This window comes from Microbacterium schleiferi (assembly GCF_038150145.1).
Taxonomy (GTDB): Bacteria; Actinomycetota; Actinomycetes; order Actinomycetales; family Microbacteriaceae; genus Microbacterium; species Microbacterium schleiferi_B.
Genome location: NZ_JBBWSA010000001.1, coordinates 108623 through 134404 on the forward strand (window position 1 = coordinate 108623; position 25782 = coordinate 134404).

The window sequence follows — 25782 nt, forward strand, 5'->3', positions numbered from 1 at the left end:
TGACCCGCGCAGAGTGTGAACCCCACCCCGGGCCGCCGGCCTCTCCTGCCTCGGCGCCTGGGGCAGGGCCTCTACCGGGCCGCTGCGTCCGCTATCGCTTCCCGGCGCAGCCCGGTGGTGCGGTGCGGATGCCGATCGTCGTCGATCTCCCCGACCGACCCATCGAAGCCGATGACGAGCTCGTCTGGGAGCTCTACCCGCGCTTCGACGAGGATGCGGCACAGATCGGTGACGGGTTCCGGGCGGCATCCGTGGCCCTTGACCTGCACACCGCTGACGGGCGGCGACTGCTCGAGAAGCAGCGGCTCGAGTCCGACGGCACGGGCAGCGCCGCACGCGGGCGCGCCGACCTGGACTTCCCCGACCAGTGGAACCAGCGCCGGATCTCCCTAGCACCGCTCGCGGGAGCTGTGGTGTCCGGGGTAGAGCTCGTCATCGATCCGCCTGGCACCACGGGCCCGGTCGGGAAGCGGCTGGAGGGGTGGATCTCGGGGCCGCGCGTGGAGAAGACGCGGGCGCTCGCGGCATCCGAATCTCCGAGCGAGTGGGTGGTGACCACCCGCGGCAGTCACTCCTCACCCGACCGCTCCCGCGGACTCACCCAGCCCGCCGTGGCGGTACCGCACGGCGGCATCCAGCTCACACCCGCCACCAGCCTCGACAACCCGCACTGGACGTACTCGTGGAATGCCCACGGCCCGGGGCCACTTCCCGTTCTGCAGGGGCTGCTGATCTCCCGGTCGCCGAGCATCTGGATCGGAGACCGCGGCGCGCTCGCCCTCCGGCTCGGTCTCGCCGGCGGTGACGATCCTCCGTCCGCCGTCTTCGACCACAGCGCCGAGCGGGCCCAGCCACACCGGTACAGCCTCGACACTGTCGAGGGCATCCGGATTGACGCGGCGGCTACCGATCACGCCGCGCGCGTCGATGTGACCTTTCCTGCCGCCGGCCGCATCGCGCTGTGCGCTCCCGGGGCACCGGTGGAGATCCTCGAGGTTCGTGACGGAGCGCAGGGCATCGTCGAGGTCGACGTCGCGAGCGTGCTTCCGAGCCCCCACGAGGCCGATCCGCTCCGCGGCTTTCATGCGGTCACCCTCCGCGGTCCCGGTGTTCGGGTGCGGACCGGCACCGGCGGGATGTCCTTCGACGCTGCTGCGGGGACCCTCTCGATCACTGTCGGTTCCTCGCAGATCTCGCTCGAGGTTGCGCGCTCTGCCGCGGCGGCGGTCGCAGGCCGCAGCGTCGCCGAGCTTGCGAGCGAAGCCCAGGACCAGTGGGACGCCGTGGTCGGCGCCGTCGAAGTCACCGGCACCGACGAGCAGCGTGCCTTAGTGGCCAGCGACCTGTACCGACTCTTCCTCTTCCCCTCGCGGCACGACGAAGACGCCGATGCCGGACCCAGCTACCCCAGCCCCACGAGACGCGAGAGCCCCGATGCTGCGGTGCGGACGGGTCGTGCCGTGCGGGCGGGGCGGATGCTGACCAACAACGGCTTCTGGGACACCTATCGCACCGCGTGGCCCGCGTACGCGCTGCTTGCGCCCCGCCGGGCGGTGGAGCTTCTCGACGGGATGCTCGAACACGTCCGTGACGGGGGGTGGTCGCCCCGGTGGACCGCCGGAACCCCACTGGATGCCATGGTCGGCACGAGCCTGGATGTCATCGCCGCCGACCTCGTCAGCGCCGGTCTGGAAGGCATCGACCTCGACACCGCCTACGCCGCGGCGCTGCGCAATGCAACGTGTGCGTCGAGCGATCCGCGCTTCGGTCGCCGCGAACTCACCGCGTCCCTCCGCCGCGGCTGGGTCAGCGCCGCCACCGACGAGTCGGTCTCGTGGACCCTCGAAGGTGCGATTGCGGATGCCGGAGCCGCAGTCCTCGCCCGGGCTGCGGCGCGGGCCGACCCTGCGCACGCACCGCGGTACCAGGCCGAAGCGCGCTACCTCGCCCACCGCGCGCTCGCGTACGCGTCGGTGTGGGATTCGGTCACGAGGTTCTTCCGTCCCCGCGAGACTGACGGCGCATGGGCCGACGAGCCTTTCGATCCTCGGGTGTGGGGCGGTGCGCACACCGAGACCAATGCGTGGGGGCAGCGGTTCTCGGCTCCGCACGACGGCGCGGGTCTAGCCCGGCTGTTCGGCGGTCCACGGGGGCTCGGTGAGGCGCTGGATGCCGCGTTCACCGAGCCCGAGACCGGCAGGGCGAGGTTCGCGGGAAGCTACGGGCACGTCATCCACGAGATGGTCGAGGCTCGCGACATCCGCCGCGGCATGTGGGCGCTGTCGAATCAGCCAGCCCATCACATCCCGTGGATGTACGCGCACAGCGACCGTCCGTGGCGCACCGATGAGGTGCTGGCCGACGCTGCCACGCGCCTGTTTCGCGGCATCCGTCTCGGGCAGGGCTATCCCGGTGACGAAGACAACGGGGAGATGTCGGCATGGCACCTGTTCACGACCCTCGGACTCGCGCCCTACCAACCCGGCTCGGGGATGCTGCTGCTGACCGCACCGCAGGTGCCGAAGGCGCGGCTGCGGCCGGTCGGCGGAGAGGAGCTCGTGCTGCGCGCGACGCGGCGTTCGGCATCCGATCGCTACATCCGTTCCGTGCGGCGCGACGGTGCCGAGTGGACGCGCCCGGATGTCTCGCTGCGCGAGATCCGCGCCGGAGGGGAGTGGGTGATCGAGCTCGGGTCCGAGCCGGTGCGGTGGGCTGATGCGCCCGCATCGCGCCCCTTCTTCGCGCCGGACGGCGTCGAGCAGCTTGCGCTGCAGGATCTCATCGACGGTCCTGTCCAGCTCGGGCTGATCGGGCTGGGGGAGAGTCGGATGCTCGACCTCATGTCCGCGGGTGCGTTCGCGGATGATCCGCTGCTTGTCCTCGGCTTGCACGAGGCCGGGTCGTACGCCTTCCGGCTCCTCGCGGACGGGTCACTCGTCGCGGTTTTCGATGACGAGAGGTGGCCCTGGCCGCAGCAGGCTCGGCCCTTCGCCGTGCCCATCCCCGCTGGGACGCGGCAGCTCGAGATTGTCTGGGGCGAACAGCCCGCAACCCTCTCGCTGGTCCAGATCCTGGCAGTACGGATCGGTTGAGGGCGCGCGGGATCAGCCGATCACCGCGGCCGTCGCTGCCAGTAGCCGGTGCCACCGGGGATCGTCGCCCGGCGGCGGGAACGACATCCGTTGGCCGACGAACGCGAAACCCAGCCGGCTCGGCGCGTGAGCGAAGGCCAGTCGCCCACCCATGCCGGCGTGCCCGAACGATCCGGGCCCGAGCATCGGGTTGGCGGGGTGAGAGATCTCGAAGCCGAGTCCCCAGCGGGTCGTCGTGCCCGCACCCGCCAGACACACCGGCTCGGTGATCCCCCCGAGGTGATCGGCCGAAACGACAGCGACTGTCTCGTCATCGAGCAGACGCACGCCGTCAACCGGAGCCACGCACGCTCCATAGGCACGGGCGAGCGAGCGGGCATCCGAGACGAGACCGCCGCCGCCGATCTGCGCTGCCCGGAAGGATGCCGTGTTCATCATCTCCGTGCCGATCTGGTCGTCGACACGTTCGAAAATCGGGATGATCTGCGCCGTCGAGCGGTACGCGGCATCGCAGGCTGGCGCGCTCGGCCCGGTGGTCACCTCGGGAAGCGGCGCCGGCTCGACGGGTCCCATGAGCGACAGCAGCACCCGGGACTCGGCCGATTCGGGCGTGCCGAACCACATCGAGGCGCCCAGCGGCGACGCCACGTCGGCCCGCAGAAGGTCACCGAGACCTCGGCCCGTGATGCGGCGCAGCACCTCGCCGAGGATCGTCCCGTAGCTGAGGATGTGGTAGATCCGCGCCGACCGCGGCGGGTAAGCGGGCGGCTCCGCTGCCAGCCGAGCCGAGAGGTCGACGGGATCGAGCAGATCCGTGAGCCCGTGCAGTGGCAGCACGGGGACCCCCGCGACATGGGTGAGGATGTCGCCCACGGTGATCTCTGCCTTGCCCGCCGCCGCGAACTCGGGCCAGTACCGCGCGACCGGTGCGGCAGGGTCGAGGGTGCCTGCCTGCACCTGCTGGGCGACCAGGAGGGCCACCATCCCCTTGGCCGCCGAGAAGGTGAGCACGACGCTGTCGCGCTCCCACGCGCGAGAGCTGAGGGGATCAGTGCCGCCCCACAGGTCCACGACGAGGTCACCCTCGTGGACGATGGCGACCGCGGCGCCTGCGGCATCCGTGTCGAGGACGTCGGCTACCGCATCGGCGAGGGGTTCCCATCCGGGAGCCACCTCACCATGCACTGTGGGACGGGGCATCATCGGCCCTCCTTCGGGTGACTAAGCGCTTTGGCATATACTCTCCACGATAAGCTCCCGGCGCGCACTTCTGCACGCAGGATTCGACCGAAGGTGGTGACGATGGCAGTCCGACTCGCCGATGTCGCCCGCGCGGCGGGGGTCTCGGTTCCCACCGCTTCTCAGGTGATGAACGGCACCGGTCGCGTTGCCGACGAGACGCGAAAGCGGGTGCTGGATGTCGCGAAAGAGCTCGACTACCGGCCCAACGCACTTGCGCGAAGCGTCGCGCTGGGCCGCAGCCGCACGATCGGGGTGCTCGCCGAGAACGCCGCTGGTGCGTTCTGCATGCCGGTACTCATCGGCGTCAACAGAGCGCTCAGCTCGCAGGATCTCGCGAGCCTGCTCTTCGATGCCCGACACGATCCGGCCACGCGGCGCGATCACATCCGGCACATGCTCGACCGGCAGGTCGATGGCATCGTCGTCATCGGCGAGGGGCCGGATGTCGCCATCGCAGCGCTCGAGGAGCAGTTCGACGGGCCGATCGTCCACGCCTTCGGCCCACACGATCCGCCGCACGCTGTCGGCGTCTACCCCGATGAGTTCGCCGGCGGGGCGCTCGCCGCGCGCGAACTGCTGGCGCAGGGCCGGAAGCGTATCGCGCACGTCACCGCGGGTGCTGACCTCCCGTCGGTGCGGGAGCGCGAAGCGGGCTTCCGCTCTGCCCTGGATGAGGCGGGCATCAGTTGCGAAGTCGTCTTGCACGGCGAGTTCACGCGCGCGTGGGGCCAGGCATCGGCGGAGCGCTTGCTTGCCGCACTGCCGGATGTGGACGGCGTGTTCGCGGGCAACGATGGCATCGCCGTCGGCCTCGCTGCGGCGCTCGAGGCGCGCGGCAGGCGCGTACCCGCCGATGTCGCGATCGTCGGCTATGACAACGTGGCAGGGTACGGCGAAGACACCAAGCCCTACCTCACCTCCGTTGACCCGCACCTCGAACTGGTCGGTGAGCGGGCCGGCGCCTACCTGCTCGCAGCCCTCGAGGGGGATGAGGGCGATCGGGCGCCGGTCGCGCCCGACATCGCTCCGGGGGCATCGACGCGCGGCGAGGGCGATGACCGGCGGCTCGACCTGGTCGAGGCGCTACTGCGTTCGGCGACCGCACCGCCCGTGACCTATCTGCCGCCGGCGGGCGCATGAGCGCCGCGATCCACCAGTACAGATTCCCGGCGGACGAGGCGCCGATCGTCGGAGCGCTCGACCTCGATCCTGGCGAGCTCGGCGTACGTCCGCGGCGGCTTCCGGCGTGGACGCGCCGACAGATCCCCGACCGGGTGTTCGACTTCGTCGTCGGAATGGGCTCTGGCCTGCGGATCGCCACCGCGACCGAGGCCACCCTGCTCGACCTCGAGTTCGTGGTGATCGGTATCGACCCGTCGGTCGGTGCGACGATCCCGGCCACCGTGCAGCTTGTCATCGACGGTGAGGTCGTCGCGACCCGGGTCTTCGGAGTCGACGTCCAGACACTCATCGATGCGAACGGCGCCGTGACTCAGCAGCGGGGCGCTGTGCACGCGCGGTTTGACGGACTCTCTCACCGGATGAAGAGCGTGGAGCTGTGGCTTCCCCACTCGACGGCCATGGAGCTCGTCGGCCTCCGCTCCGATGCCCCGCTGCATCCGCCGGTCGATGACCGCCCCGTGTGGGTCCACCATGGCTCATCGATCAGCCAGTGCGGTGAAGCTCTCGCCCCGACTCTCACGTGGCCGGCCGTGGCTGCGGCGGCCGGGAGAGTGAGCCTGCGCAGCCTCGGCTTTAGCGGCAACGCGGTGGGTGATCCGTTTGTGGCGCGCACGATCCGCGACCTTCCGGCCGACCTCATCAGCGTCGAAATCGGCATCAATGTCGTCAACGGCGACCTCATGCGCAGACGGATGTTCGAACCCGTGCTCCACGGGTTCCTCGATAGCGTGCGGGAGGGGCATCCGGAGACTCCGGTACTTTTCCTCGGACCGATTCCGTGCCCCGCGCACGAACATCTGCCCGGACCGACGGTGATCGATCCGCTCACGGGTCAGTGCGCGAGCGCGGGGCATCCGGGCGAACTCGAGCGCGGGGCGATGAGCCTCACGGTCGTGCGTGAGGCGATCGCCAGCGTCCTCCGTTCGCGGGACGAAGACCCGAACCTGCACTACCTCGATGGGCGCGCGCTGCTCGCCGAGTCCGAGGCCGGAGATCTCCCCGACGGGCTGCATCCGAGTGCCGATGCCTACGTGCGGATGGGACATCGGTTCGCCGCAGCCGCATTCGCGCCCGGCGCTGCTCTCGACCCGCGGCGAGAGGCTCTCGCTCAGGGACGCCGGTAGGCCTCCAGCCAGCGCAACCAGACCTCGCTGACAGTCGGGTACGACGGCACTGCGTGCCAGAGCCGGCTCAGCGGAACCTCGCCGACGATGGCAATAGTGGCCGAGTGCAACAGCTCCGCGACATCCGGCCCCACGAAGGTCGCCCCGACCAGCACTTCTCGTTCCCGGTCGATGACAGCCCGTGCCTGGCCGCGATAGTCATCCGAGACCGTTGAGGCACCAGCGACCCAAGAGAGGTCGTAGTCCAGCACCCGGATGTTGATCCCCGCCGCTTCCGCGCGCTCGGCGGTCATCCCGACCGAGGCGACCTCCGGGACGGTGAAGGTCACCTGGGGGACATGATCGTGGTCGGCCGTTGCGACATGGGTGCCCCAGCGGGACGTGTCGACGTGGGAACCGCGGGCGCGGGCGGCGATGACATCTCCCGCGGCGCGCGCCTGGTACTTGCCCTGATGGGTGAGGAGGGCGCGGTGATTCACGTCGCCGACGGCGTAGAGCCAATCGGTGCCCTGTACGAGCATCGTGTCGTCGACGTCAAGCCACGCGCCCGGTTTCAGATCGACGGACTCGAGACCCAGATCTGCGGTGCGTGGCACCCGTCCGGTGGCCACGAGCACCTCATCCGCTGTGACCGACGAGCCATCCGAAAGCACCAGAGTCCGACCGATGTCGTCGCGGGATGCCGAGACGACATCGACCCCGGTGAGGACCTGCGCTCCCTGCGCCGTCAGCGCCTCGGCCACCATCTCGCCCGCGAACGGTTCCATACCGCCCAGCAGCCCGGATCGCGCGACGAGCGTCACATCCGTGCCGAAGCTCGCGTACGCGGTTGCCATCTCGCATCCGACGACCCCGCCGCCGATGATCGCGAGTGAAGAGGGTGCGGATCTGGCGCTCGTCGCCTCGCGGCTCGTCCACGGTTCGATCTCGCGCAGGCCCGGGGTGTTCGGCAGCAGGGCCGCCGAACCGGTGCAGACGGCGACGGCATGGGTGGCGATGAGGTCGACGACCCCGCCGCCGGGCCGGGTGACTTCGACCCGCTTGCGTCCCGCGAGCCGGGCGTGCCCCCGCACCAGATCGATGCCGGCGCCCTCGAGCCACTCGACCTGCGAGGAGTCATCCCAGTCGTGCGTCATCCGGGTGCGGCGCGCCAGGGCTGCCGCAACGTCGAGTTCGCCGGTGACGGCCTGCTTTGCGCCGTCGACTGCTCGAGCAGCGCGCAGTACCGATCCCGCGCGCAGTAGCGCTTTCGAGGGCATGCACGCCCAGTACGAGCACTCGCCACCGACGAGCTCGCTCTCGACGATGACGACCCGCAGGCCCCCCTGCACTGCCCGGTCGGCGACGTTCTCACCGACAGGTCCTGCCCCGATCACAACAAGGTCATACTCCCGAGCGCCCATATGCCACGGTAACCCGCATGCGGCGGCATCGCGCCAGAGAGTGGGCGCGAATTGTCGCGACCCGGCGAGAGAGTGGGCGCGAATTGCCGCATCCGCCCCCGCAAGCGACACGATGCGCCCACTGTTCGTGCGCTAGGGCGGCTTCAGCAGGGCAGGCGAGCGTCAGGGGTCGCGGTTGTCTCCCGCTGCCGTGTCTGATTTCCGCTAGAGGGCGGGGGAGTGGCGTGACAGTCTTGACCCGTGCTCTCGATGACCTTCGATGAACGGTATGCCGCGATCCAGTCGCGCGATAGCCGCTTCGATGGTCAGTTCATCACCGCGGTCAGCTCGACGGGGATCTACTGCCGGCCCAGTTGCCCGGCCCGCACGCCCAAGCCGGCGAACGTGACCTTCTACCCCACCAGCGCCGCCGCCCACGAGGCCGGGTATCGCGCCTGCAAGCGGTGCCTGCCCGAGGCGGCTCCCGGCTCCCCGGACTGGGATGTGCGTGGCGATGTCGCGGCTCGGGCGATGCGCCTCATCGCCGACGGGGTCATCGAGCGCGAGGGTGTTCCCGGGCTTGCTCGTCGCCTGGGCTATTCGCCGCGGCACCTCACGAGACTGCTGACTGCAGAACTCGGAGCCGGCCCACTCGCGCTCAGCCGTGCGCAGCGCGCACACACGGCACGGATGCTGCTGGTGGGCACCGCGATGCCGGCATCCGACATCGCGTTCGCGTCGGGCTTTGCCAGCGTTCGGCAGTTCAACGACACGATCCGCGAGGTCTTCGACCTCACACCGCTCGAGGTGCGCGCCAGGCGCGCGGGCGCCGAGTCAGCCGGTGGAGTCATCGACCTCGCGCTTCCCGTGCGAGGACCGTTCGACGCCGACGGCCTGTTCGCGTGGATGAGCGCGCGGGCGCTGCCTGGCGTCGAGGTGTCGGGTGAAAGATCCTTCGCGCGCACGGTCCGACTGGCATCGGGCCCCGCGTGGTTCGAGGTGAGATCGGATGCCGGCACCGTGCGCCTGCGCGCCACGGTGACCGCACTGCCCGACCTTGCCGCCCTCGTAGCCCGCGTTCGCCGCATCTTCGATCTGGATGCCGACCCTCTCGCGATCGCCGCTGCGCTTTCGCGCGATCCGCGTCTCGCGCCGCGGGTGAGGGTGATTCCCGGCATCCGGGTTCCTGGCGCTGCGGACCCGCACGAGATGCTGATCCGCGCGATGGTCGGCCAGCAGATCAGCGTCGCCGCAGCACGCACGGCGCTGACCGCGCTCGCCGATGCGCTGGGTGAGGAAGTGTCGGGGCCCGATGGGCTGACACGGTTGTTCCCGACGATGACGGCGATCGCCGAGCGCGGTGCCGAGGTGCTGCGCGGGCCGGGAGCCCGCATCCGATCCATCACCGGCGCCGCGGCGGCCCTGGCCGACGGCAGCCTGACCCTCACGATCGCCGATGACGGCGTCGACCAGCGCCGCGCCCTCCTCGCGCTGCCCGGCGTCGGTCCCTGGACTGCCGACTACGTCAGGATGCGGGTGCTCGGCGACCCCGACGTGTTCCTGCCCGGGGATGTCGCGGTGCGCACCGGCGCCCAGGCTATCGGCATCCCCGCGGACAGGCTCGAGGCGTGGGCTGCGACAGCCGCGCCCTGGCGCAGCTACCTGAGCGCGCACCTCTGGCGGGCCGTTCCCGCCCGCCCCATCCGCACTGCAGCCGCCCGCACCCGCGTCACCCGTACCCCTGCGCTCACCGCGCCCGCTGAGGAGGTCCCCACATGACCATGACCGCCGTTTTCGATGTCGTCGACACCCCCGACGGCCCGTTCGCGATCCTCGCTGCGGCCGACGGTGCGGTGCTCTCCTCCGGGTGGACCGACTCGGTCGAACGCATCGTCGAACGCATCCGTCCGGCTGACCGGCCCGCGGATGTCCGCCCGGGCGCGACGGATGCGGCAGCTGCCGTCCGCGCATATTACGCGGGGGATCTTGCGGCGATCGATGACGTACCGGTCCGGCAGTTCGGCACACCGGGGCAGGTGGCCGGGTGGGCTGCGCTTCGCCGGATCGCACCGGGCGCACCGTTGTCGTACGCCACATTTGCCGCGGCGCTCGGCCATCCCACGGCGGTGCGGGCCGCGGCATCCGTCTGCGCCCGGAACGCACCTGCGCTGTTCGTGCCGTGTCACCGCGTGCTGCGCACCGACGGAAGCCTCGGCGGTTTCGCATGGGGTCTGGAGGTGAAGCGGTCTCTGCTGGATCGGGAGAATCCGTCCTTGCTTTCAGCCGACTCTCAGGCATAGTCTGGAGGGCTGCCGCGTCGTGCGGCCGCCCGTACGCCAAGGAGGATGCCATGTATCAGATCGCTGTTGTCGCGAGCACTGTCGTCCTTGCCGCCGCGGCCCCGCTGCGTCACCGCGGCCCCGCCACGACGCACTAGTCCGACTGCCGACGACCTGACCGGTCGCGGCATGCTCTCGGCGCCGCCTGCGTTCTCGACTACGACACCGCACGCTTTGCGTCCGCGCTCCACCGACCCGGAGCCGCCCTCTCCGCCTGCACACACGCGGGTTCGCTTCGCCCTCCCACAAGGACCATGACCGTTACGCCTTCTTCCCCCACGCCCCACCTGTCGACCCTGCGTGCCCTGGGCCGCCTGCTCCCGTTCGCCCGACCGGTGCTGCCTCGCCTCGGCCTCGGGGCGGCAAGCGCCATGCTCGCCTCGGTGCTGGCTCTCATGTTCCCGCTCGTGCTCGAGGTGATCGTCGGTGGCCCGATCGCCTCCGGCGACCCCGGTCAGATCGCCTGGGGGGCTGTGGCGATTCTCGCCCTGGGTCTTGCCGAGGCGGCGATGGTGTGGGCACGCCGCTGGTTCGTGCTCGCTCCCTCGACACGCGTCGAGTACGAGCTGCGGACGACTTTCTATCAGCGCCTGCAGCGGCTGCCGGTCGCGTTCCACGACCGCTGGCAGTCCGGTCAGCTGCTTTCGCGGATGATGCAAGACATCAGCATCATCCGCCGCTGGCTGGCGTTCGGTCTCGTGCTGCTGGTGGTCAACGTCCTCACGATCATCGTGGGTGCGGTCCTGCTGTTCCAGTGGCACTGGCTGCTCGGGGTGATCTTCCTGGTCACCTCAGCGCCCCTCTGGTACGCCGGATACCGCTTCGAGAAGCGATACGGGACCCTGGCCCGCCAGTCGCAGGACCAGGCCGGTGACCTTGCCACCTCCGTCGAAGAGAGCGTGCACGGCATCCGCGTGCTCAAGGCCTTTGGCCGCGGATCGCACGCCCTGCAGAAGTTCGCCCGACAGGCTGAGACCCTGCGCGAGACCGAGATCCACAAGGCGCGCGCTGTGGGGCTGATCTGGTTCTGGCTGATCCTGCTTCCTGACATCGCGTTCGCTCTCGCACTCGGTGCAGGCATCGTGCTCATTCAGATGGGCCAGCTGAACGCCGCGGAACTGATCGCCTTCTTCGCGATGGCGACCGTACTGCGATGGCCCATGGAGTCGATCGGGTTCCTCTTCTCGTTCCTGCTGGATGCCCGCACGGCCACCGACCGCATCTTCGAGGTGTTCGACGAGGTCGACACCATCACCGACCCCGAGCACCCGACGACCATTGCGTCTCCCCGCGGCGAACTGGCGTTCGAAGGCGTGCACTTCCGCTACCAGGACGCGCCGGAAAGTCAGCGCGACCTGCTCGACGGTGTCGACCTCGTACTGCGTCCCGGCGAGACGATGGCCCTGGTCGGGCTCACGGGGTCGGGAAAGACGACCCTCACGACCCTGCCGACACGGCTGTATGACGTGACCGGCGGGCGTGTGACGCTCGATGGGGTCGACATCCGTGATCTGACCCTGGCCGAGCTGCGCACCCACATCGGGATGGCGTTCGAGGATGCGACGCTGTTCTCGCAGACCGTGCGCGAGAACGTGCTGCTCGGTCGTGAAGACCTCATCCCCGGGTCGCCGGAGGCCGAGGCAGCACTGCGGGAAGCGCTCGAGGTCGCGCAGGCGAGCTTTGTCGACGACCTGCCCGACGGTGTCGACACCGTCATCGGCGAAGAGGGACTCAGCCTGTCGGGCGGCCAGCGCCAGCGTCTGGCGCTTGCCCGCGCGGTCGCGGCAAAGCCCGCCGTTCTCGTGCTCGATGACCCGCTGTCGGCCCTGGATGTCGACACCGAGGCTCTCGTCGAGGATGCCCTGCGGCGCGTCCTCGCCGACACGACAGCCCTGGTCATCGCGCATCGTCCCTCGACTGTCACCCTCGCAGACCGCGTAGCCCTGCTCGAGGACGGGAAGGTCACGGCGGTGGGGACGCACTCCGACCTGCTCCGCGACAGCGAGCACTACCGGTACGTCATCTCGAGCCTCGAAGACGAACAAGCCCGCATGCGGGAGAGGGAGGTGACCCTATGAGCGCCACGGTCGTGGGTACGGCCGGCGAAGACCGGTCGGATTACACCAAGGACGAAAGTCGCGCCATCCGCCGCCGCTCGCTGCGCCTGCTCGGTTCGCTCATCTCGCCGCTGCGGTGGCAGGTCGTGCTCGCCGGCGTTGTGCTTGTCGTCTCGACCGCGCTGCAGGTCGCAGGGCCCGCGCTGATCGCGTTCGGCATCGACACCGCGCTTCCGGCAGTGCTCGACGAGGCGAACTGGATGCCGACCATCGGTGTCGTCGCTGTGTACCTCGTCGCGGGGCTCGGCGGCGCGGGTCTCGTCGGCTGGTTCGCAGTCGTTGCTGCGCGCCTCACGCAGGCCGTGATGCTGGATCTTCGCAAGCGCATCTTCTTGCACACGCAGCGGCTCAGCCTCGAGTTCCACGAGTCCTACACCTCGGGCCGGATCATCTCGCGGCAGACGAGCGACCTCGAGTCGATCCGGGAGCTCCTCGACGGCGGACTCAACCAGCTCGTGTCGGGACTGCTGTACGGCGGGTTCACGCTCATCGCGCTGTTGCTGTTGGACTGGCAGTCGGGAGTCATCCTCGCCGTCATGGGCGTGCCGCTGTTCCTGCTGATGCGCTGGTTCTACCGGCGCTCGCAGGTCGTCTACCGCGAGTCGCGGGTCATCAGCGCGAAGCTCATCGTGAAGTTCGTCGAGACCATGACCGGCATCCGTGCCGTCAAGGCCTTCCGCAAGGAACCGCGCAACGACGACGAGTTCGGTGACGTCGCCGAGGACTACCGCGACGTGAACATGCGCTCGATCCGCCTGTTCGGCACGTTCGAGCCGGGCCTCATGGCAGTCGCCTCGGTATCGATCGCACTCGTCGTGCTGTGGGGCGGCCTGCGGGTTGCCGACGGGGCGATCGCCATCGGCATCCTGCTGGCAAGCGTCCTGTACGTGCGGAACTTCTTCGCACCTCTGCAGGAGGTCGCGATGTTCCTGAACTCGTACCAGGCTGCCACCGCGGCGCTCGAGAAGGTCTCGGGGGTGCTGGAGGAGGAGCCGACGGTTCCCGACCCCACCGATGCCGTCGACCTGTGGACCGCCCGCGGGCATGTCGCGTTCGAAGACGTCACGTTCGGGTACGCGGATGACCGCGTCATCCTGCCGCACTTTTCGCTCGACATCCCCGCGGGGCAGACCATTGCCCTGGTGGGGACGACGGGAGCCGGCAAGTCGACGCTCGCGAAGCTCGTCTCACGCTTCTACGACCCGACGCGCGGAGCCGTGACCCTCGACGGCGTCGACTTGCGCAGACTCCATCCGAAGGACCTGCGACGCGCGATCGTCATGGTCACGCAGGAGGCCTACCTGTTCAGCGGGACGGTCGCCGACAACATCGCGCTTGGGAAGCCCGACGCGACGCTTGACGAGATCGAGGCCGCCGCGAAGGCGGTGGGGGCTGACGCCTTTATCCGCGCCCTGCCCGACGGGTACGACACCGACGTCAACAAGCGCGGCGGCCGCGTGTCGGCGGGGCAGCGTCAGCTGATCTCGTTCGCGCGGGCGTTCCTGGCAAACCCGGCTGTGCTGATCCTCGACGAAGCGACGGCGTCGCTTGACATCCCGTCAGAGCGCGCGATTCAGGATGCCCTGCAGACGCTGCTGGCAGACCGCACGGCGATCATCATCGCGCACCGCCTGTCTACGGTGGCCATCGCGGACCGGGTGCTGGTCATGGAGCACGGGCGGATCATTGAGGACGACACCCCCGAGACGCTGATCGCGGGCACGGGCAAGTTCGCGCAACTCCATGCTGCGTGGCGGGAGTCGCTCGTCTGACGGCAGCGACGCCGGGCCTGACCACCCGGGAGGAGATGTCCGTTCGGGAGGGGATGGATGCCGCGCCCGGCCCTCCCGAGCGGTCAGCCCCTCCGAAGCGAACGTGCGGCCGTCGAAAAAGGCGACGGGGCCTCGGTGGGGGAGGGGAATCCGAGGCCCCGCCGCCAGCCGACAAGCCCCTCGGGTGGGGGCTGAATACTAAGGTGGGACTCGCCGGATCAGAGCCGGATCTCGGCGATAACCTCACCGTACTCGGTTTCTCCGACCGGTGTGAAGCCCACACGCTCGAAGAATGCCTGCGGGCCCTCTTGGCCCGCACCATAGATGACATTCACGTGATCGACCCCGTGCTCACGGGCTTCGGCGAGCAGGCTTTCGACGGCGAATCGACCGATTCCGCGTCCCTGGTCGTCGGCGTCGACGTTGATCCGCCACAGCACTGACCGGAAGTACTCCGAGACGCTGTCGCCGTCGAAGTTCGCGCTGATGAACCCGACTACGTCGTCGCCATCGAGCACGACCCGCTGCCACATGGTCTGGGGATCCACATCTCCTGCCGCCACTTCGTAGCTCTCGGGGGCGAGAAACTCTGCCTGCCCGGGCTTGAGCGACATATTGTTGACAGCTTCCACCGTGGCGGCGGACAGTTCAGCAAGTCGCAGTTCGGCCATGTCACACAGGCTAGCCGGGATGCTGCGGTTCAGCATCCCGAGACGGTGACCTCTGGGGAATTTATCTTGATATCGAGATAGTTATCGGGGTGCGGTAGGCTGGCCCGGCGACCCGAGCGGAAAGACAGGCGAGTGAGCGAATCCACGATCATCTACACGTACACCGATGAAGCCCCGGCCCTGGCCACAGCTTCCTTCCTTCCCATCGTGCAGGCGATCACGCATCAGGCCGGCGTGGATGTCGAGACGCGCGATATCTCTCTCGCCGGTCGCATCCTTGCCGCTTTTCCGCAGCAGCTCACGCCCGAGCAGGCGGTCGGTGACGCCCTCGCCGAGCTCGGCGGGTTGGCCACCCTCCCCGAGGCCAACATCATCAAGCTGCCGAACATCTCGGCATCCATTCCGCAGCTGAAGGCCGCCATTGCCGAGCTGCAGTCGCAGGGCTATGACATCCCCGACTACCCCGACGAGCCGCAGACGATCGAGCAGAAGGACATCCGCGCTCGCTACGACCGCATCAAGGGGTCGGCTGTCAACCCCGTCCTGCGCGAGGGAAACAGCGACCGCCGGGCGCCGCTGTCGGTCAAGAACTATGCGCGCAAGCACCCGCACCGCAACAAGCCCTTCCCGGAGGGCTCGAAGACCCGGGTCGCGACGATGGGTCACGACGACTTCAAGAGCAACGAGAAGTCGTGGGTCGCAGCACACGACGACGTGCTCTCCATCCGTCATGTCGCCACTGACGGCGCCGTCACGGTGCTCAAGGAGGGACTGAAGGTCCTCCCGCGCGAGATCATCGATGCGACATTCCTGTCGGCATCCGCCCTCGATGCCTTCCTTGCTGAGACGCTGGCGCAGGCATCCGCGGAGGACGTGCTCTATTCCGTTCACCTGAAGGCCACGATGATGAAGGTCAGTGACCCGATCATCTTCGGTCACGTCGTGAAGACGTACTTCGCGGATGTCTTCGAGCGCTACGGCGACAAGCTCGCGGCAGCGGGCCTCACGCCGAACAACGGACTCGGGTCGATCCTCGCGGGTCTGCCGTCGGTCGAGGGTGGCGACGAGATCGCGGCGGCGATCGACGCCGACCTGGAGCGCGGCCCCCGGCTCTCGTACGTCAACTCCGACAAGGGCATCACGAACCTGCACGTTCCCTCGGATGTCATCGTCGATGCATCCATGCCTGCCCTGGTCCGAAACGGCGGCAAGCTCTGGGGAGCCGACGGTGGTGAGGATGACACGCTCGCCGTGATCCCGGACTCCTCCTACGCCGGCGTCTACCAGGCCGTGATCGACGACGTCATCGCGAACGGGCCGCTCGATCCCACGACGATCGGCACGGTTCCCAACGTCGGTCTCATGGCGCAGGCTGCTGAAGAGTACGGCAGCCACGACAAGACATTCGAGATCGCCGCTCCTGGCGTCGTTCAGGTGCTCGACTCGTCGGGTGAGGTGCTGCTCGAGCACGAGGTCGGCGCCGGCGACATCTGGCGCGCGACGCAGACCAAGCACATCGCGGTCATGGATTGGGTGAAGCTCGCCGTCACCCGCGCCCGGGCAACCGGGGTTCCCGCTGTGTTCTGGCTCGACGTCAACCGCTCGCACGACGCCCAGCTGATCGCGAAGGTCCACCAGGGGCTCGCGCTGCTCGATACCAAGGGCGTGCAGATCAGCATCCTCTCGCCCGAGGAAGCCACCCGCTACACGCTCGCGCGCATGCGCCACGGCCTCGACACGATCTCGGTCACCGGCAACGTGTTGCGCGACTACCTCACCGACCTCTTCCCGATCCTCGAGGTGGGCACGAGCGCCAAGATGCTCTCGATCGTGCCACTGCTCGCGGGTGGCGGGCTGTTCGAGACCGGCGCCGGCGGGTCTGCCCCGAAGCACGTGCAGCAGCTGCTGAGCGAGAACTACCTGCGCTGGGACTCGCTCGGCGAATTCTTCGCGCTCGCGGCATCCCTCGAGCACCTCGCTGAGACGACCGGCAACGCGCGGGCGAAGGTCCTCGCCGACACGCTCGATGCCGCTACCGGCACCTTCCTCGAGAACGACAAGTCTCCGGGCCGCGAGCTCGGCACCATCGACAACCGCGGCAGCCACTTCTACCTCGCCCTGTACTGGGTGCAGGAGCTGACGAAGCAGACCGAGGATGCCGAACTCGCGGCGACCTTCGCACCGGTAGCCGAGAAGCTCACTGCCGAGGAAGCGACGATCGTCGCGGAGCTCAATGCCGCGCAGGGGTCACCGGTCGAGATCGGTGGCTACTACCGCCCGAACGGCGAACTCGTCGACGAGGTCATGCGACCCTCGGCGACCTTCAACGCCGTCATCGACGCGCTGCGCTGATCTCTTCTCGACTCGGGCCGCTTTCGCTTTGGCGGGGCGGCCCGAGTCGTATCCGGTATCCGTCGCGGCATCCGTGCGACCGAAGCACTTCTTCAGGTGTGTCGCACGCATTCCTCGCAGGCATCCGCCGCGTCTGGCAGGCTTCGGTCTCACAGATTTCGGTCACGCTGTTTTGCGGGGCGAGGTGCATCACACCCGCATCAGGGCGCGACCGAACGAAAGGGTTTGGACGCGATGGGGCTGGAGGCTACGCGCGGGCCGACCAGGTCAGGGGCGCGAGCGGGTGATCGGCGGGGAGGTCGATGAGAGCCTCGACACCGTCGATGCCGATCCCGGCGGGCTCGACGACCCGGGCATCCGGCCGCTCGCTCACCAGTGCGCGCGTGAACTCGTCGCGGAGGGCCTCGGACCGGAACACCCCGCCGATTGCGCACACGGCCGGTTCCGCGTCGACGCGGCGGAGCGCGGTCAGCGCACTCTCTGCCAGCAGATCGGCGGCGCGCCTCAGGATGTCGAGAGCCACGGCATCGCCGTCGGCTCCCGCCCGTGCGACCTCAGCCGCGAAGGATGCAACGATGCTCACCCGAGCGGGATCGGCCTGCAGGTCGATGTAGGCCTGTTCAAGGTCTGGCCAACGATCCCGCACCACACCGGTGAGCGCGGTCGCGGCGCCCCGGCCGTCGTGGTCGCGCATCGCGGCGACGAGCGCTTCACGCCCGAGCCAGAAGCCGCTGCCGGCGTCACCCATGAGGTAACCCCAGCCGTCGACGCGCGCTGCGCCGCCAGGGCCGACTCCCAGAGTCACGACGCCGGTTCCGGCCGCCACAACGGCACCGTGGGCGATGCCGCGGGCCCCGAGGTACGACGTTGTCGCATCGTGAGCGATGACCGCGTGTGCGGCCCCGGCACTGCGCACCAGCGCCGCGACGGCGTCGGGAGTCGTCTCGCCGTCGGTGAGCCCCGAGATTCCCGCGGCGAGGTGACGGATGTCGAGATCGAACTCGTCGGCGATCTGTCGTGCTGCCAGACCGATCTGCGGGAGCACCGGCTGGTCGGTACGAACGCCGGGTAGAAGGGCCTCGCCGACCGAGGCGTCAGTGCGCACACGCACTTTCATGCCGGTCTGGCCGGCGTCGATCGCGACGACGGCTGCGGTTCGAGCGCTCACTGGATGCCCAGTTCCGCGAGGAACGCCGCCTGCTGCGTCCACTGGTGCGCGCCGCCGCCCTCGTGGTCGTTGAACTCGTAGGCCACGATGCGCTTGGTCTCGTGAGCGAAGGTGTTGAAGGCCGCGTACACCGTCGAGGGCGGGCAGGTGAAGTCCATGAGCGCGACCGAGAAGAGCCCCGGTGCGCTCGCACGGCGCGCCATCGAGACGCCGTCGAAGTAGCTGAGCGTCGCGAAAGTACGCTCGCGGGCGTCCCGGTGCACGCTCAGGTACCGGACGAGCTCCTGATAGGGCTCGCGATCGGTCAACCCGACGGCGCGAGAGAAGTGGCAGAGGAAGGGGACGTCGGGCATGACAGCGACCAGCCCCTTCGAGAGTGCGCCGGCGGCCAGCGCGATGCCGCCGCCCTGGCTTCCCCCGGTGACTGCCACACGCGCGGCATCGATCTGGGGAAGAGCACGGATGGCGTCGACCGCGCGGACGGCATCCGTGAAGACCCGGCGGTAGTAGTAGTCGGCGGGGTCCTCGATGCCGCGGGTCATGTATCCGTTGGTGGCTGCGCCGGTGCCGTGCGGATCGGGAGTGTCCCCGCCCGCTCCCCAGGTCGAGCCCTGGCCGCGCGTGTCCATGATGAGGTGCGCGTAGCCGGCTGCCGACCACGCGAGCCGCTCGGAGGACAGGCCGCGCCCGCCCCCGTACCCGATGTACTCGACCACCGCGGGAAGGGGCTCGGTCGCGCCGGCCGGCAGCAGCAGCCAGGCCTTGATCGGGTCACCGCCAAATCCCGCGAACGAGACATCGAAAACGTCGACTGACCGCAGCGCCGAATCAACAGGAGTGAGGCGCGGCTCCCAGCCCGCGAGGCGAGACTCCTCGATCGTGGCGTTCCAGAAGGCGTCGAAATCCGACGGCTCGGTAATCCGCGGGACATACGCCTCGAGCTCAGCGGGGGAGAGGTCGAAGTAGGGCACGCGTGTTCCTTTCCTCGGGCGCGAGATCGCCCATCGCATGTTACGGCTCTTGCCGCCCCGGCGTGGGCTCGACGGCCAGGGGAAAGCTAGGGTTGCGCCGTCGGACGGATGTAACGGTTTTGTAAACTGTCCGTCCAAATCCAGGAACGCGCTTGCAGATCTTTTGTTCGTAAGGTCTACTAACAAACATGACTGCATCGGAAGCGCAGCGCGGCTCTTCCACGGGGACCGCGCACACCCAGACGGCTCCAGGCGCCTCGGCCACGATGCCGCGCCGCGGTCTGCGCCGGGTCAAGGTGCTTCCTGAGCATGCCCGCGCGCACAACCGCTCGCTCGTACTCCAGACGCTCTTCCATGACGGCGCGATGAGCCGCGCTGACCTCTCCCGGGAGACGGGGCTGACGCGCGTCACGATCTCTGACCTCGTCGCTGAACTCATCGGTGATGGCCTGGTCGCCGAGCTCGGCATCCGCGAAGCCTCTGGCCCGGGCAAGCCCGCGATGGTCGTGGATCTCGACCGCGCAGGCCGCCGGATCCTCGGTATGGACCTCTCCGGCCCCGACAGGTTCCTCGGCGCCATCCTGACGCTCGACGGCGACATCGTCGCCCGTCACGAGATCCCGGCCCCGCGCGGGGCGGAGGACGCCCGGGATGCCGTGATCGAGCTGGCTCGGCGCCTCGTCGCCGATGCTCACGCTCCGATCCTGGGAATCGGCGTCGGGTCTCCCGGTGTCGTCGACAACGATGGTGTCGTGCTCAGCGCTCCCGGCCTCGGGTGGACGCAGGTGCCGCTTCGCAGCATCCTCGAGGACGCGCTCGCTCTGCCGGTGCTCGTGGCCAACGACGCGAATGCCGCAGTCCTCGCCGAATACACCTTCGGTGGCGCAGGAGACGATGTCGTGCTCGTGAAGGTCGGGCGCGGCGTCGGGTCGGGGCTGGTATCTGCCGGTCAGCCGATGCGCGGTGCGCACTTCGCTGCGGGTGAGATCGGACACGTCACCGTCGGTACCGACGGCGGCCCACAGTGCGCGTGCGGCAAAGTCGGATGCCTCGAGGCATGGCTGTCGGTACCCGCGTTGACCGCACGCATGGCGGATGCCGAGACAGCCGCCGATCGTGAGCAGCAGCTGCGCGATGCCGGCGAACGCCTGGGGATCGCGCTCGCCCCGATCGTCGGCGCCCTCGACGTGTCGGAGATCGTGCTTTCGGGTCCCGATGAACTTCTCGCCGGTCCTCTCGCCGAGGCAACCGTCGAGACGATCCGTACTCGCACGCTCGCCCGGTTCCATGACGGCGTGCGCGTCCGGATGACGGCGCAAGGCCAGGACATCGTCTTGCGCGGAGCAGCCGTCATGGTCCTGTCAGGCCAGCTCGGGGTGTCGTAAGCGTCACCCCAACCATTCCCCCCACCGGATAGGTCGCCCGACCTCTTCCGAAACCAAGAGAACACGAAGGAAGACACCATGAACAGAAAGCTCGGAGCCGTCGCCCTCGTCGGTGCCTCAGCTGTGGTCCTCGCCGGCTGTGCAGGCGGCGGCACCCCGAACGACACCCCCGAGGCAGCGGAACTGCGCGTCTGGTTGGTCGGTACCGATACTCCGCAGGAGGCCCGCGACTACCTCGTGGAGACCTTCGAAGAGGAGAACCCCGGCAGCACTCTGGTCATCGAAGAGCAGCAGTGGACCGGGCTGGTCGACAAGCTCACCACGAGCCTGTCGAGCAACGACAGCCCCGACATCGTCGAGATGGGCAACACGCAGGCTCCCGCGTTCACCTCCAGTGGTGCGCTGCTCAGCCTGTCCGACATCGAAGAGCAGCTCGGCGGCTCGGACCTCCTGCCCGGCTTCGTCCAGGCCGGCAGCTGGGATGACACCCTGTACGCAGCCCCGTACTACTCGGGTTCGCGCGTCGTGTTCTACAACACCGCGATGTACGAGCAGGCCGGTGTTGCCGTGCCCACCACGCTCGACGAGTACGTCTCCAACGGGGTCGCCCTCGCGACCGCGCTGCCGGGCGTCTCGGGTGTCTACTTCCCCGGCAAGGACTGGTACAACGCCCTGCCCTTTATCTGGGAGAACGGTGGCGAGATCGCCGTGCAGGGCAGCGACGGCACCTGGGAAGCGCAGCTGTCGAGCGCCGAATCGCAGGCGGGACTCGCACAGGTGCAGGAGCTCATGACGAAGGCATCCTTGGCTCCGAAGGACGGCGATGAGGCTGAGGGCTGGGTGCCGTTCCGCACCGAGCAGTCGGCGACCTACTCTGCGCCGAGCTGGGCGTACTGGTCGATCATCGCGGACGAGGACCAGGCGGCGACCCCCGTGGCCGACATCACCGGCTACTTCGCGCTGCCGGGCATGGAAGGCGGGGCCGCCCAGGTGTTCGCGGGCGGCTCGAACGTCGGCATCTCGGCGAAGTCGCAGAACCCGGAGCTGGCAAAGTCGGCGCTGGAGATCATGCTTTCGGATGAGTACCAGACGATCCTTGCCGGTGCGGGGCTCGTACCGGCCAAGGTCTCGCTCGGCGACAAGGTAGCTGCCGCAACGCCGGAGCTGGCTGCCGTCATCGCCGAGGCTGCCGCCAACGCGAAGCTCACCCCGGCATCGCCGAACTGGGCGGATGTCGAAGCCCAGGGCATCATGCAGGACCTGTTCGTGAACATCGCGAACGGCGGCGACATCGCGACCCTCGCGGCCGACGCCGACGCGAAGATCACCGACATCCTCAACGGCTGACACCTCGAGCGGGGACGCTCTGCTCCGTCAGGGCGTCCCCGCTCCGTGTCTCCCTCTCTGTCAAAGGACTTTCCATGACCACCGTCACCGCACCCGCCGCCTCGGCGTCGCCGGAGACAACGGGTCCCGACCTTCGCGAGCAGTCCCCGCGTCGTCGGCGCTTCCCCTGGGCGCCGCTGGCACTGTTGACGCCGGCGCTCATCATGCTCGTGGTCTTCATCGGCTGGCCGCTCGTGCAGCTGCTCGTGATGTCGTTTCAAGAGTTCGGTCGGGCTCAGATCTTCGGCGCCCCGCCCGGATTCGTCGGGCTCGACAACTACGTCGCCGTCCTCACGGATGCCGAATTCTGGGCGGTCCTTGCTCGCAGCATCGCCCTGTGCATCGTCAGCGTTGTCGCCACGATGGTGCTCGGCATCCTTGTCGCGGTGCTTCTGACCAAGCTCGGTACTGTCATGCGCACGGCCGTCTCTGTCGCACTGCTGCTGGCCTGGGCGATGCCGGCCCTGACCGCCACGATCGTGTGGGGCTGGATCTTCGACACCCAGTACGGCCTGGTCAACTGGGTTCTCACCCACGTCACGGGAACGGACTGGACGGGCCACAGCTGGCTCATCGATCCCGTGAGCTTCTATGCGGTTGCCGCGATCATCATCACGTGGGGTGCCGTTCCCTTCGTCGCTTTCACCGCCTACGCGGGCTTCACGCAAGTCCCCGACGAGGTGATGGAGGCCGCATCGCTGGACGGAGCGTCCGGGTTCGCACGCTTCCGACTCATCGTCGTCCCGTACGTCCGCTCGATCCTGCTGGTGCTGCTGATCCTGCAGATCATCTGGGATCTGCGCGTGTTCGCCCAGATCTACGCCCTCCAATCGATTGGTGGGGTGCGCGCCGAGACCAACACGATCGGCGTTTACATCTACAGCGTCTCGATGGCCTCGGGTGATCTCGGGGCAGGCGGCGCCATCTCGGTCATCCTGGTCGCGATCCTGCTGCTGATCTCCGGCTATTGGATTCGCACGATGCTGCGACAGGAGGAACAGTCATGAATGCTCGGCCCCGGCGGCGCTCCGCCCGCATCCTGCTGAACCTCGCGGCCCTCGTCGTGATCGCGTTCTCGGTCTTCCCCGTCTACTGGATGGTCAACACGTCGCTCCTGCCGGCATCGGCCGTACGCTCGGCGGAGCCGCATTGGTGGCCCGACCAGTTCACGCTCTCGAACTATCAGACCGCCCTCGGCGATGAGGGTCTGGTGACGGCGCTCGGAAACTCCGTTGCGGTCACGGCGATCACCCTGGTCGCGGCACTGGTGTTCGCTTTCCTGGCGGCACTCGCCGTCTCGCGGTATCGGTTCCGCAGTCGGCGGTCGTTCATCATCGCGATCCTGGTTGTCCAGATGATCCCCGCCGAAGCCATGATCATCTCGGTGTTCCGGATGCTCGACGGCTGGTACCTCATCAACACGATCATCGGTCTGAGCTTCGTCTACATCGCCTTCGTCCTGCCGTTCACGATCTGGACGCTGCGCGGGTTTGTCGCGGGGGTGCCGGTCGAACTCGAAGAGGCCGCGATGATCGACGGATGCAGCCGCGCCGGTGCATTCTGGCGGGTCACGTTCCCGCTGCTGGCGCCCGGACTCATCGCCACCGGTGTCTTCGCATTCATCCAGGCGTGGAACGAGTTCGTGTTCGCCCTCGTGATCATGACCCGTCCGGAGTCGCTCACCCTCCCGATCTGGCTTCGCGCCTTCGTGCAGGCAACCAAAGCCACCGACTGGGCAGTGGTGATGGCAGCCTCCACGATCATGGCCATCCCCGTCATCGTGTTCTTCCTGCTCGTGAACCGCCGCATGACCGGGGGACTTGTCGCCGGAGCGGTCAAGGGCTGATGACCATGCGCACCACCCACCCGCTCTGGATCGGAGGCGGGCGATGAGACTCGGCCTCGATGTCGGAGGAACCAAGACGGATGCCGTCGCCGTCGCTCCGAACGGCACCATCGTCGCCCGCACGCGCCTGGCAACCGGGTGGGGGCCGGATGCCGTCGTGCAGACGATCCTTGCCGCGGTATCCCGTCTGTGCGCCGAGCCCGCGCTCACCACGGCCGACATCCGCTCCGTCGGGATCGGGATCCCCGGCCGGATCGAACCGGGGTCGGGGCGGGTCGAGCACGCCGTCAACCTGGGTGTTGAGACGCTCGATCTTGCAGCCGCCGTTGCACCGGGACTCGGCGTGCCCGTGCGCGTCGAAAACGATGTGAAGGCCGCCGCGCTCGGCGCCGCCTCGTTGCGGGGCGGTACGCGGTCGATGGGGTATCTGAACCTCGGGACGGGCATGGCCGCTGCCGTTGTGACAGACGGTCTGCTGTGGCGCGGTGCGCGTGGTGGAGCGGGAGAGATCGGGCATCTGTCGATCGATCCGGCAGGCCCCGTCTGCCGCTGCGGCCAACGCGGGTGCATCGAGGCGCTTGCCGGCGGTGGCGCCGTGTCGGCCCGGTGGGGTAGGCCCGGCGCGCTTCCGATTCGCGACGTTTTCGACGCGGCAGACGCGGGCGATCCGGCAGCCGTGCGACTGCGCACCGACCTCGCCCGGGGTGTCGCTGCCGCCATCCGGGTGCTCGTGCTCACAGCGGATGTCGACACCGTCGTTCTCGGCGGCGGCATCACGGCTCTGGGAACCCGGCTGGAGGAACAGGTTGCCGCGCAGTTGGAGACGAGTGCGCACGAGTCGGCGTTCCTGCGGTCACTCCAACTGGTCGATCGCGTTGAGATCCTTCCCGTCGGCGCGCCCGCCGCGGCGCTCGGCGCGGCACTCATCGGAGCTGAAGCGGCAGACGAGAGAGAGGTTCTTTCCCATGGCTGAAGTCATCATCGTCCCAAACCGTGAGGCGGGCGGGCAGCTGGTAGCGAGCGAGATCGCTCGACGCATCCGCGCCACCCCCGAGCTCGTGCTCGGGCTGGCGACGGGGTCGACGCCACTCCCCGTCTATGAGGCTCTGCGCCCCGCCCTGGCCGGTGTCGACGTATCACTGGTTCGCGGTTTCGCCCTCGACGAGTACGTGGGACTCGATCCCGCGCACCCGCAGAGCTACCGGTCGGTCATCACGAGCGAGGTGGTCGAGCCACTGGGGCTGAATCCGGCGCGCATCCGGGTTCCCGATGGGCGCCTCGAGGGGATCGCGCACGCCGGCGAGGTTTACGAGGCAGCGATCATGGATGCCGGCGGCGTCGCCCTGCAGATCCTCGGGATCGGCACCGACGGCCACATCGGCTTCAACGAACCGGGCTCGTCGTTCGCCTCCCGCACGCGCGTCAAGACCCTCACCGAGCAGACCCGCGCCGACAATGCGCGTTTCTTCGCCTCGCCCGACGAGGTGCCGATGCACTGCATCACGCAGGGGCTCGGCACGATCCTCGAAGCCGGCCACCTCGTGCTCCTCGCATTCGGGACATCCAAGGCGGTGGCCCTCGCGGCAGCCGTCGAGGGGCCGGTGTCGGCATCCGTTCCGGGCTCTGCGATTCAGCTGCATCCTCACGTCACGGTCGTCGTCGACGAGGACGCCGCGAGCGAGCTCACCCGCGCGGAGTACTACCGCTACGCCTACGCGAACAAGCCGGCCTGGCAGGGTATCTAGGCCGAGCG

At 68.6% G+C, this 25782-nt stretch carries 19 protein-coding genes; 14 read left to right on the top strand and 5 right to left on the bottom strand.

Annotated elements, in window-relative coordinates; translation table 11 throughout:
* The first annotated feature begins 128 nt into the window (after positions 1 to 128).
* Positions 129 to 3092 (top strand): GH92 family glycosyl hydrolase, encoded by a 2964-nt coding sequence (locus AADH62_RS00475; protein WP_341577785.1) that lies wholly within the window; start codon positions 129 to 131, stop codon positions 3090 to 3092.
* A gap of 12 nt (positions 3093 to 3104) precedes the next feature.
* Here AADH62_RS00475 and AADH62_RS00480 read toward each other — a convergent pair whose 3' ends face one another.
* The gene (locus tag AADH62_RS00480; protein WP_341577786.1) at positions 3105 to 4295 is read right to left on the bottom strand and encodes a serine hydrolase domain-containing protein; all 1191 of its coding nucleotides are present in this window, start codon (positions 4293 to 4295) and stop codon (positions 3105 to 3107) included.
* A gap of 99 nt (positions 4296 to 4394) precedes the next feature.
* Here AADH62_RS00480 and AADH62_RS00485 point away from each other — a divergent pair, with 99 nt between their 5' ends.
* Both AADH62_RS00485 and AADH62_RS00490 read left to right on the top strand, forming a co-directional pair.
* Positions 4395 to 5474: a LacI family DNA-binding transcriptional regulator gene (locus AADH62_RS00485; RefSeq protein ID WP_341577787.1), complete on the top strand. Its 1080-nt coding sequence runs from the start codon at positions 4395 to 4397 to the stop codon at positions 5472 to 5474.
* Positions 5471 to 6640, top strand: coding sequence for a GDSL-type esterase/lipase family protein (locus AADH62_RS00490; protein ID WP_341577788.1), 1170 nt, complete (start codon positions 5471 to 5473; stop codon positions 6638 to 6640). The genes AADH62_RS00485 and AADH62_RS00490 overlap by 4 nt, the downstream gene beginning before the upstream one ends.
* On the opposite strand, the gene AADH62_RS00495 is transcribed toward AADH62_RS00490, so the two are convergent.
* Entirely contained in the window at positions 6625 to 8043 is a 1419-nt protein-coding gene (locus AADH62_RS00495; protein ID WP_341577789.1) for an NAD(P)/FAD-dependent oxidoreductase, read from the bottom strand. The two genes, AADH62_RS00490 and AADH62_RS00495, sit on opposite strands and share 16 nt — an antisense overlap.
* Positions 8044 to 8292: 249 nt before the next feature.
* Here AADH62_RS00495 and AADH62_RS00500 point away from each other — a divergent pair, with 249 nt between their 5' ends.
* From AADH62_RS00500 to AADH62_RS00515, 4 genes are all read left to right on the top strand, one after another.
* Entirely contained in the window at positions 8293 to 9801 is a 1509-nt protein-coding gene (locus tag AADH62_RS00500; RefSeq protein ID WP_341578007.1) for an AlkA N-terminal domain-containing protein, read from the top strand.
* Between the two features lie 2 nt (positions 9802 to 9803).
* Entirely contained in the window at positions 9804 to 10322 is a 519-nt protein-coding gene (locus AADH62_RS00505) for a methylated-DNA--[protein]-cysteine S-methyltransferase (RefSeq protein ID WP_341578008.1), read from the top strand.
* 293 nt (positions 10323 to 10615) lie between these two features.
* The gene (locus AADH62_RS00510) at positions 10616 to 12439 is read left to right on the top strand and encodes an ABC transporter ATP-binding protein (protein ID WP_341577790.1); all 1824 of its coding nucleotides are present in this window, start codon (positions 10616 to 10618) and stop codon (positions 12437 to 12439) included.
* Complete coding sequence (locus AADH62_RS00515) at positions 12436 to 14250, top strand: ABC transporter ATP-binding protein (RefSeq protein WP_341577791.1); 1815 nt, start codon at positions 12436 to 12438, stop codon at positions 14248 to 14250. Before AADH62_RS00510 ends, AADH62_RS00515 begins: the two co-directional genes overlap by 4 nt.
* A 218-nt stretch (positions 14251 to 14468) precedes the next feature.
* Here the strand turns inward: AADH62_RS00515 and AADH62_RS00520 are convergent, their stop codons facing one another.
* Positions 14469 to 14921, bottom strand: coding sequence for a GNAT family N-acetyltransferase (locus AADH62_RS00520; protein ID WP_292711489.1), 453 nt, complete (start codon positions 14919 to 14921; stop codon positions 14469 to 14471).
* 132 nt (positions 14922 to 15053) lie between these two features.
* Here AADH62_RS00520 and AADH62_RS00525 point away from each other — a divergent pair, with 132 nt between their 5' ends.
* Positions 15054 to 17273, top strand: a complete 2220-nt coding sequence (locus AADH62_RS00525; RefSeq protein ID WP_341577792.1) for an NADP-dependent isocitrate dehydrogenase — start codon at positions 15054 to 15056, stop codon at positions 17271 to 17273.
* A gap of 247 nt (positions 17274 to 17520) precedes the next feature.
* On the opposite strand, the gene AADH62_RS00530 is transcribed toward AADH62_RS00525, so the two are convergent.
* Both AADH62_RS00530 and AADH62_RS00535 read right to left on the bottom strand, forming a co-directional pair.
* Positions 17521 to 18441, bottom strand: coding sequence for an N-acetylglucosamine kinase (locus tag AADH62_RS00530; protein WP_341577793.1), 921 nt, complete (start codon positions 18439 to 18441; stop codon positions 17521 to 17523).
* Positions 18438 to 19412 (bottom strand): acetylxylan esterase, encoded by a 975-nt coding sequence (locus tag AADH62_RS00535; protein ID WP_341577794.1) that lies wholly within the window; start codon positions 19410 to 19412, stop codon positions 18438 to 18440. Before AADH62_RS00535 ends, AADH62_RS00530 begins: the two co-directional genes overlap by 4 nt.
* A gap of 188 nt (positions 19413 to 19600) precedes the next feature.
* Between AADH62_RS00535 and AADH62_RS00540 the strand changes: the two genes are divergently transcribed.
* From AADH62_RS00540 to AADH62_RS00565, 6 genes are all read left to right on the top strand, one after another.
* The gene (locus AADH62_RS00540; RefSeq protein ID WP_425355626.1) at positions 19601 to 20797 is read left to right on the top strand and encodes an ROK family protein; all 1197 of its coding nucleotides are present in this window, start codon (positions 19601 to 19603) and stop codon (positions 20795 to 20797) included.
* Between the two features lie 78 nt (positions 20798 to 20875).
* Positions 20876 to 22144 (top strand): extracellular solute-binding protein, encoded by a 1269-nt coding sequence (locus tag AADH62_RS00545; RefSeq protein ID WP_341577795.1) that lies wholly within the window; start codon positions 20876 to 20878, stop codon positions 22142 to 22144.
* 74 nt (positions 22145 to 22218) lie between these two features.
* The gene (locus tag AADH62_RS00550) at positions 22219 to 23190 is read left to right on the top strand and encodes a sugar ABC transporter permease (RefSeq protein ID WP_341577796.1); all 972 of its coding nucleotides are present in this window, start codon (positions 22219 to 22221) and stop codon (positions 23188 to 23190) included.
* Entirely contained in the window at positions 23187 to 24029 is an 843-nt protein-coding gene (locus AADH62_RS00555; RefSeq protein ID WP_341577797.1) for a carbohydrate ABC transporter permease, read from the top strand. The genes AADH62_RS00550 and AADH62_RS00555 overlap by 4 nt, the downstream gene beginning before the upstream one ends.
* Before the next feature lie 43 nt (positions 24030 to 24072).
* A complete protein-coding gene (locus AADH62_RS00560; RefSeq protein ID WP_341577798.1) occupies positions 24073 to 25002 on the top strand; it encodes an ROK family protein in 930 nt (309 codons plus the stop codon).
* On the top strand, positions 24995 to 25774 hold the full coding sequence (locus tag AADH62_RS00565; protein WP_341577799.1) for a glucosamine-6-phosphate deaminase: 780 nt from the start codon (positions 24995 to 24997) through the stop codon (positions 25772 to 25774). The genes AADH62_RS00560 and AADH62_RS00565 overlap by 8 nt, the downstream gene beginning before the upstream one ends.
* The last annotated feature ends 8 nt before the right edge of the window (positions 25775 to 25782 follow it).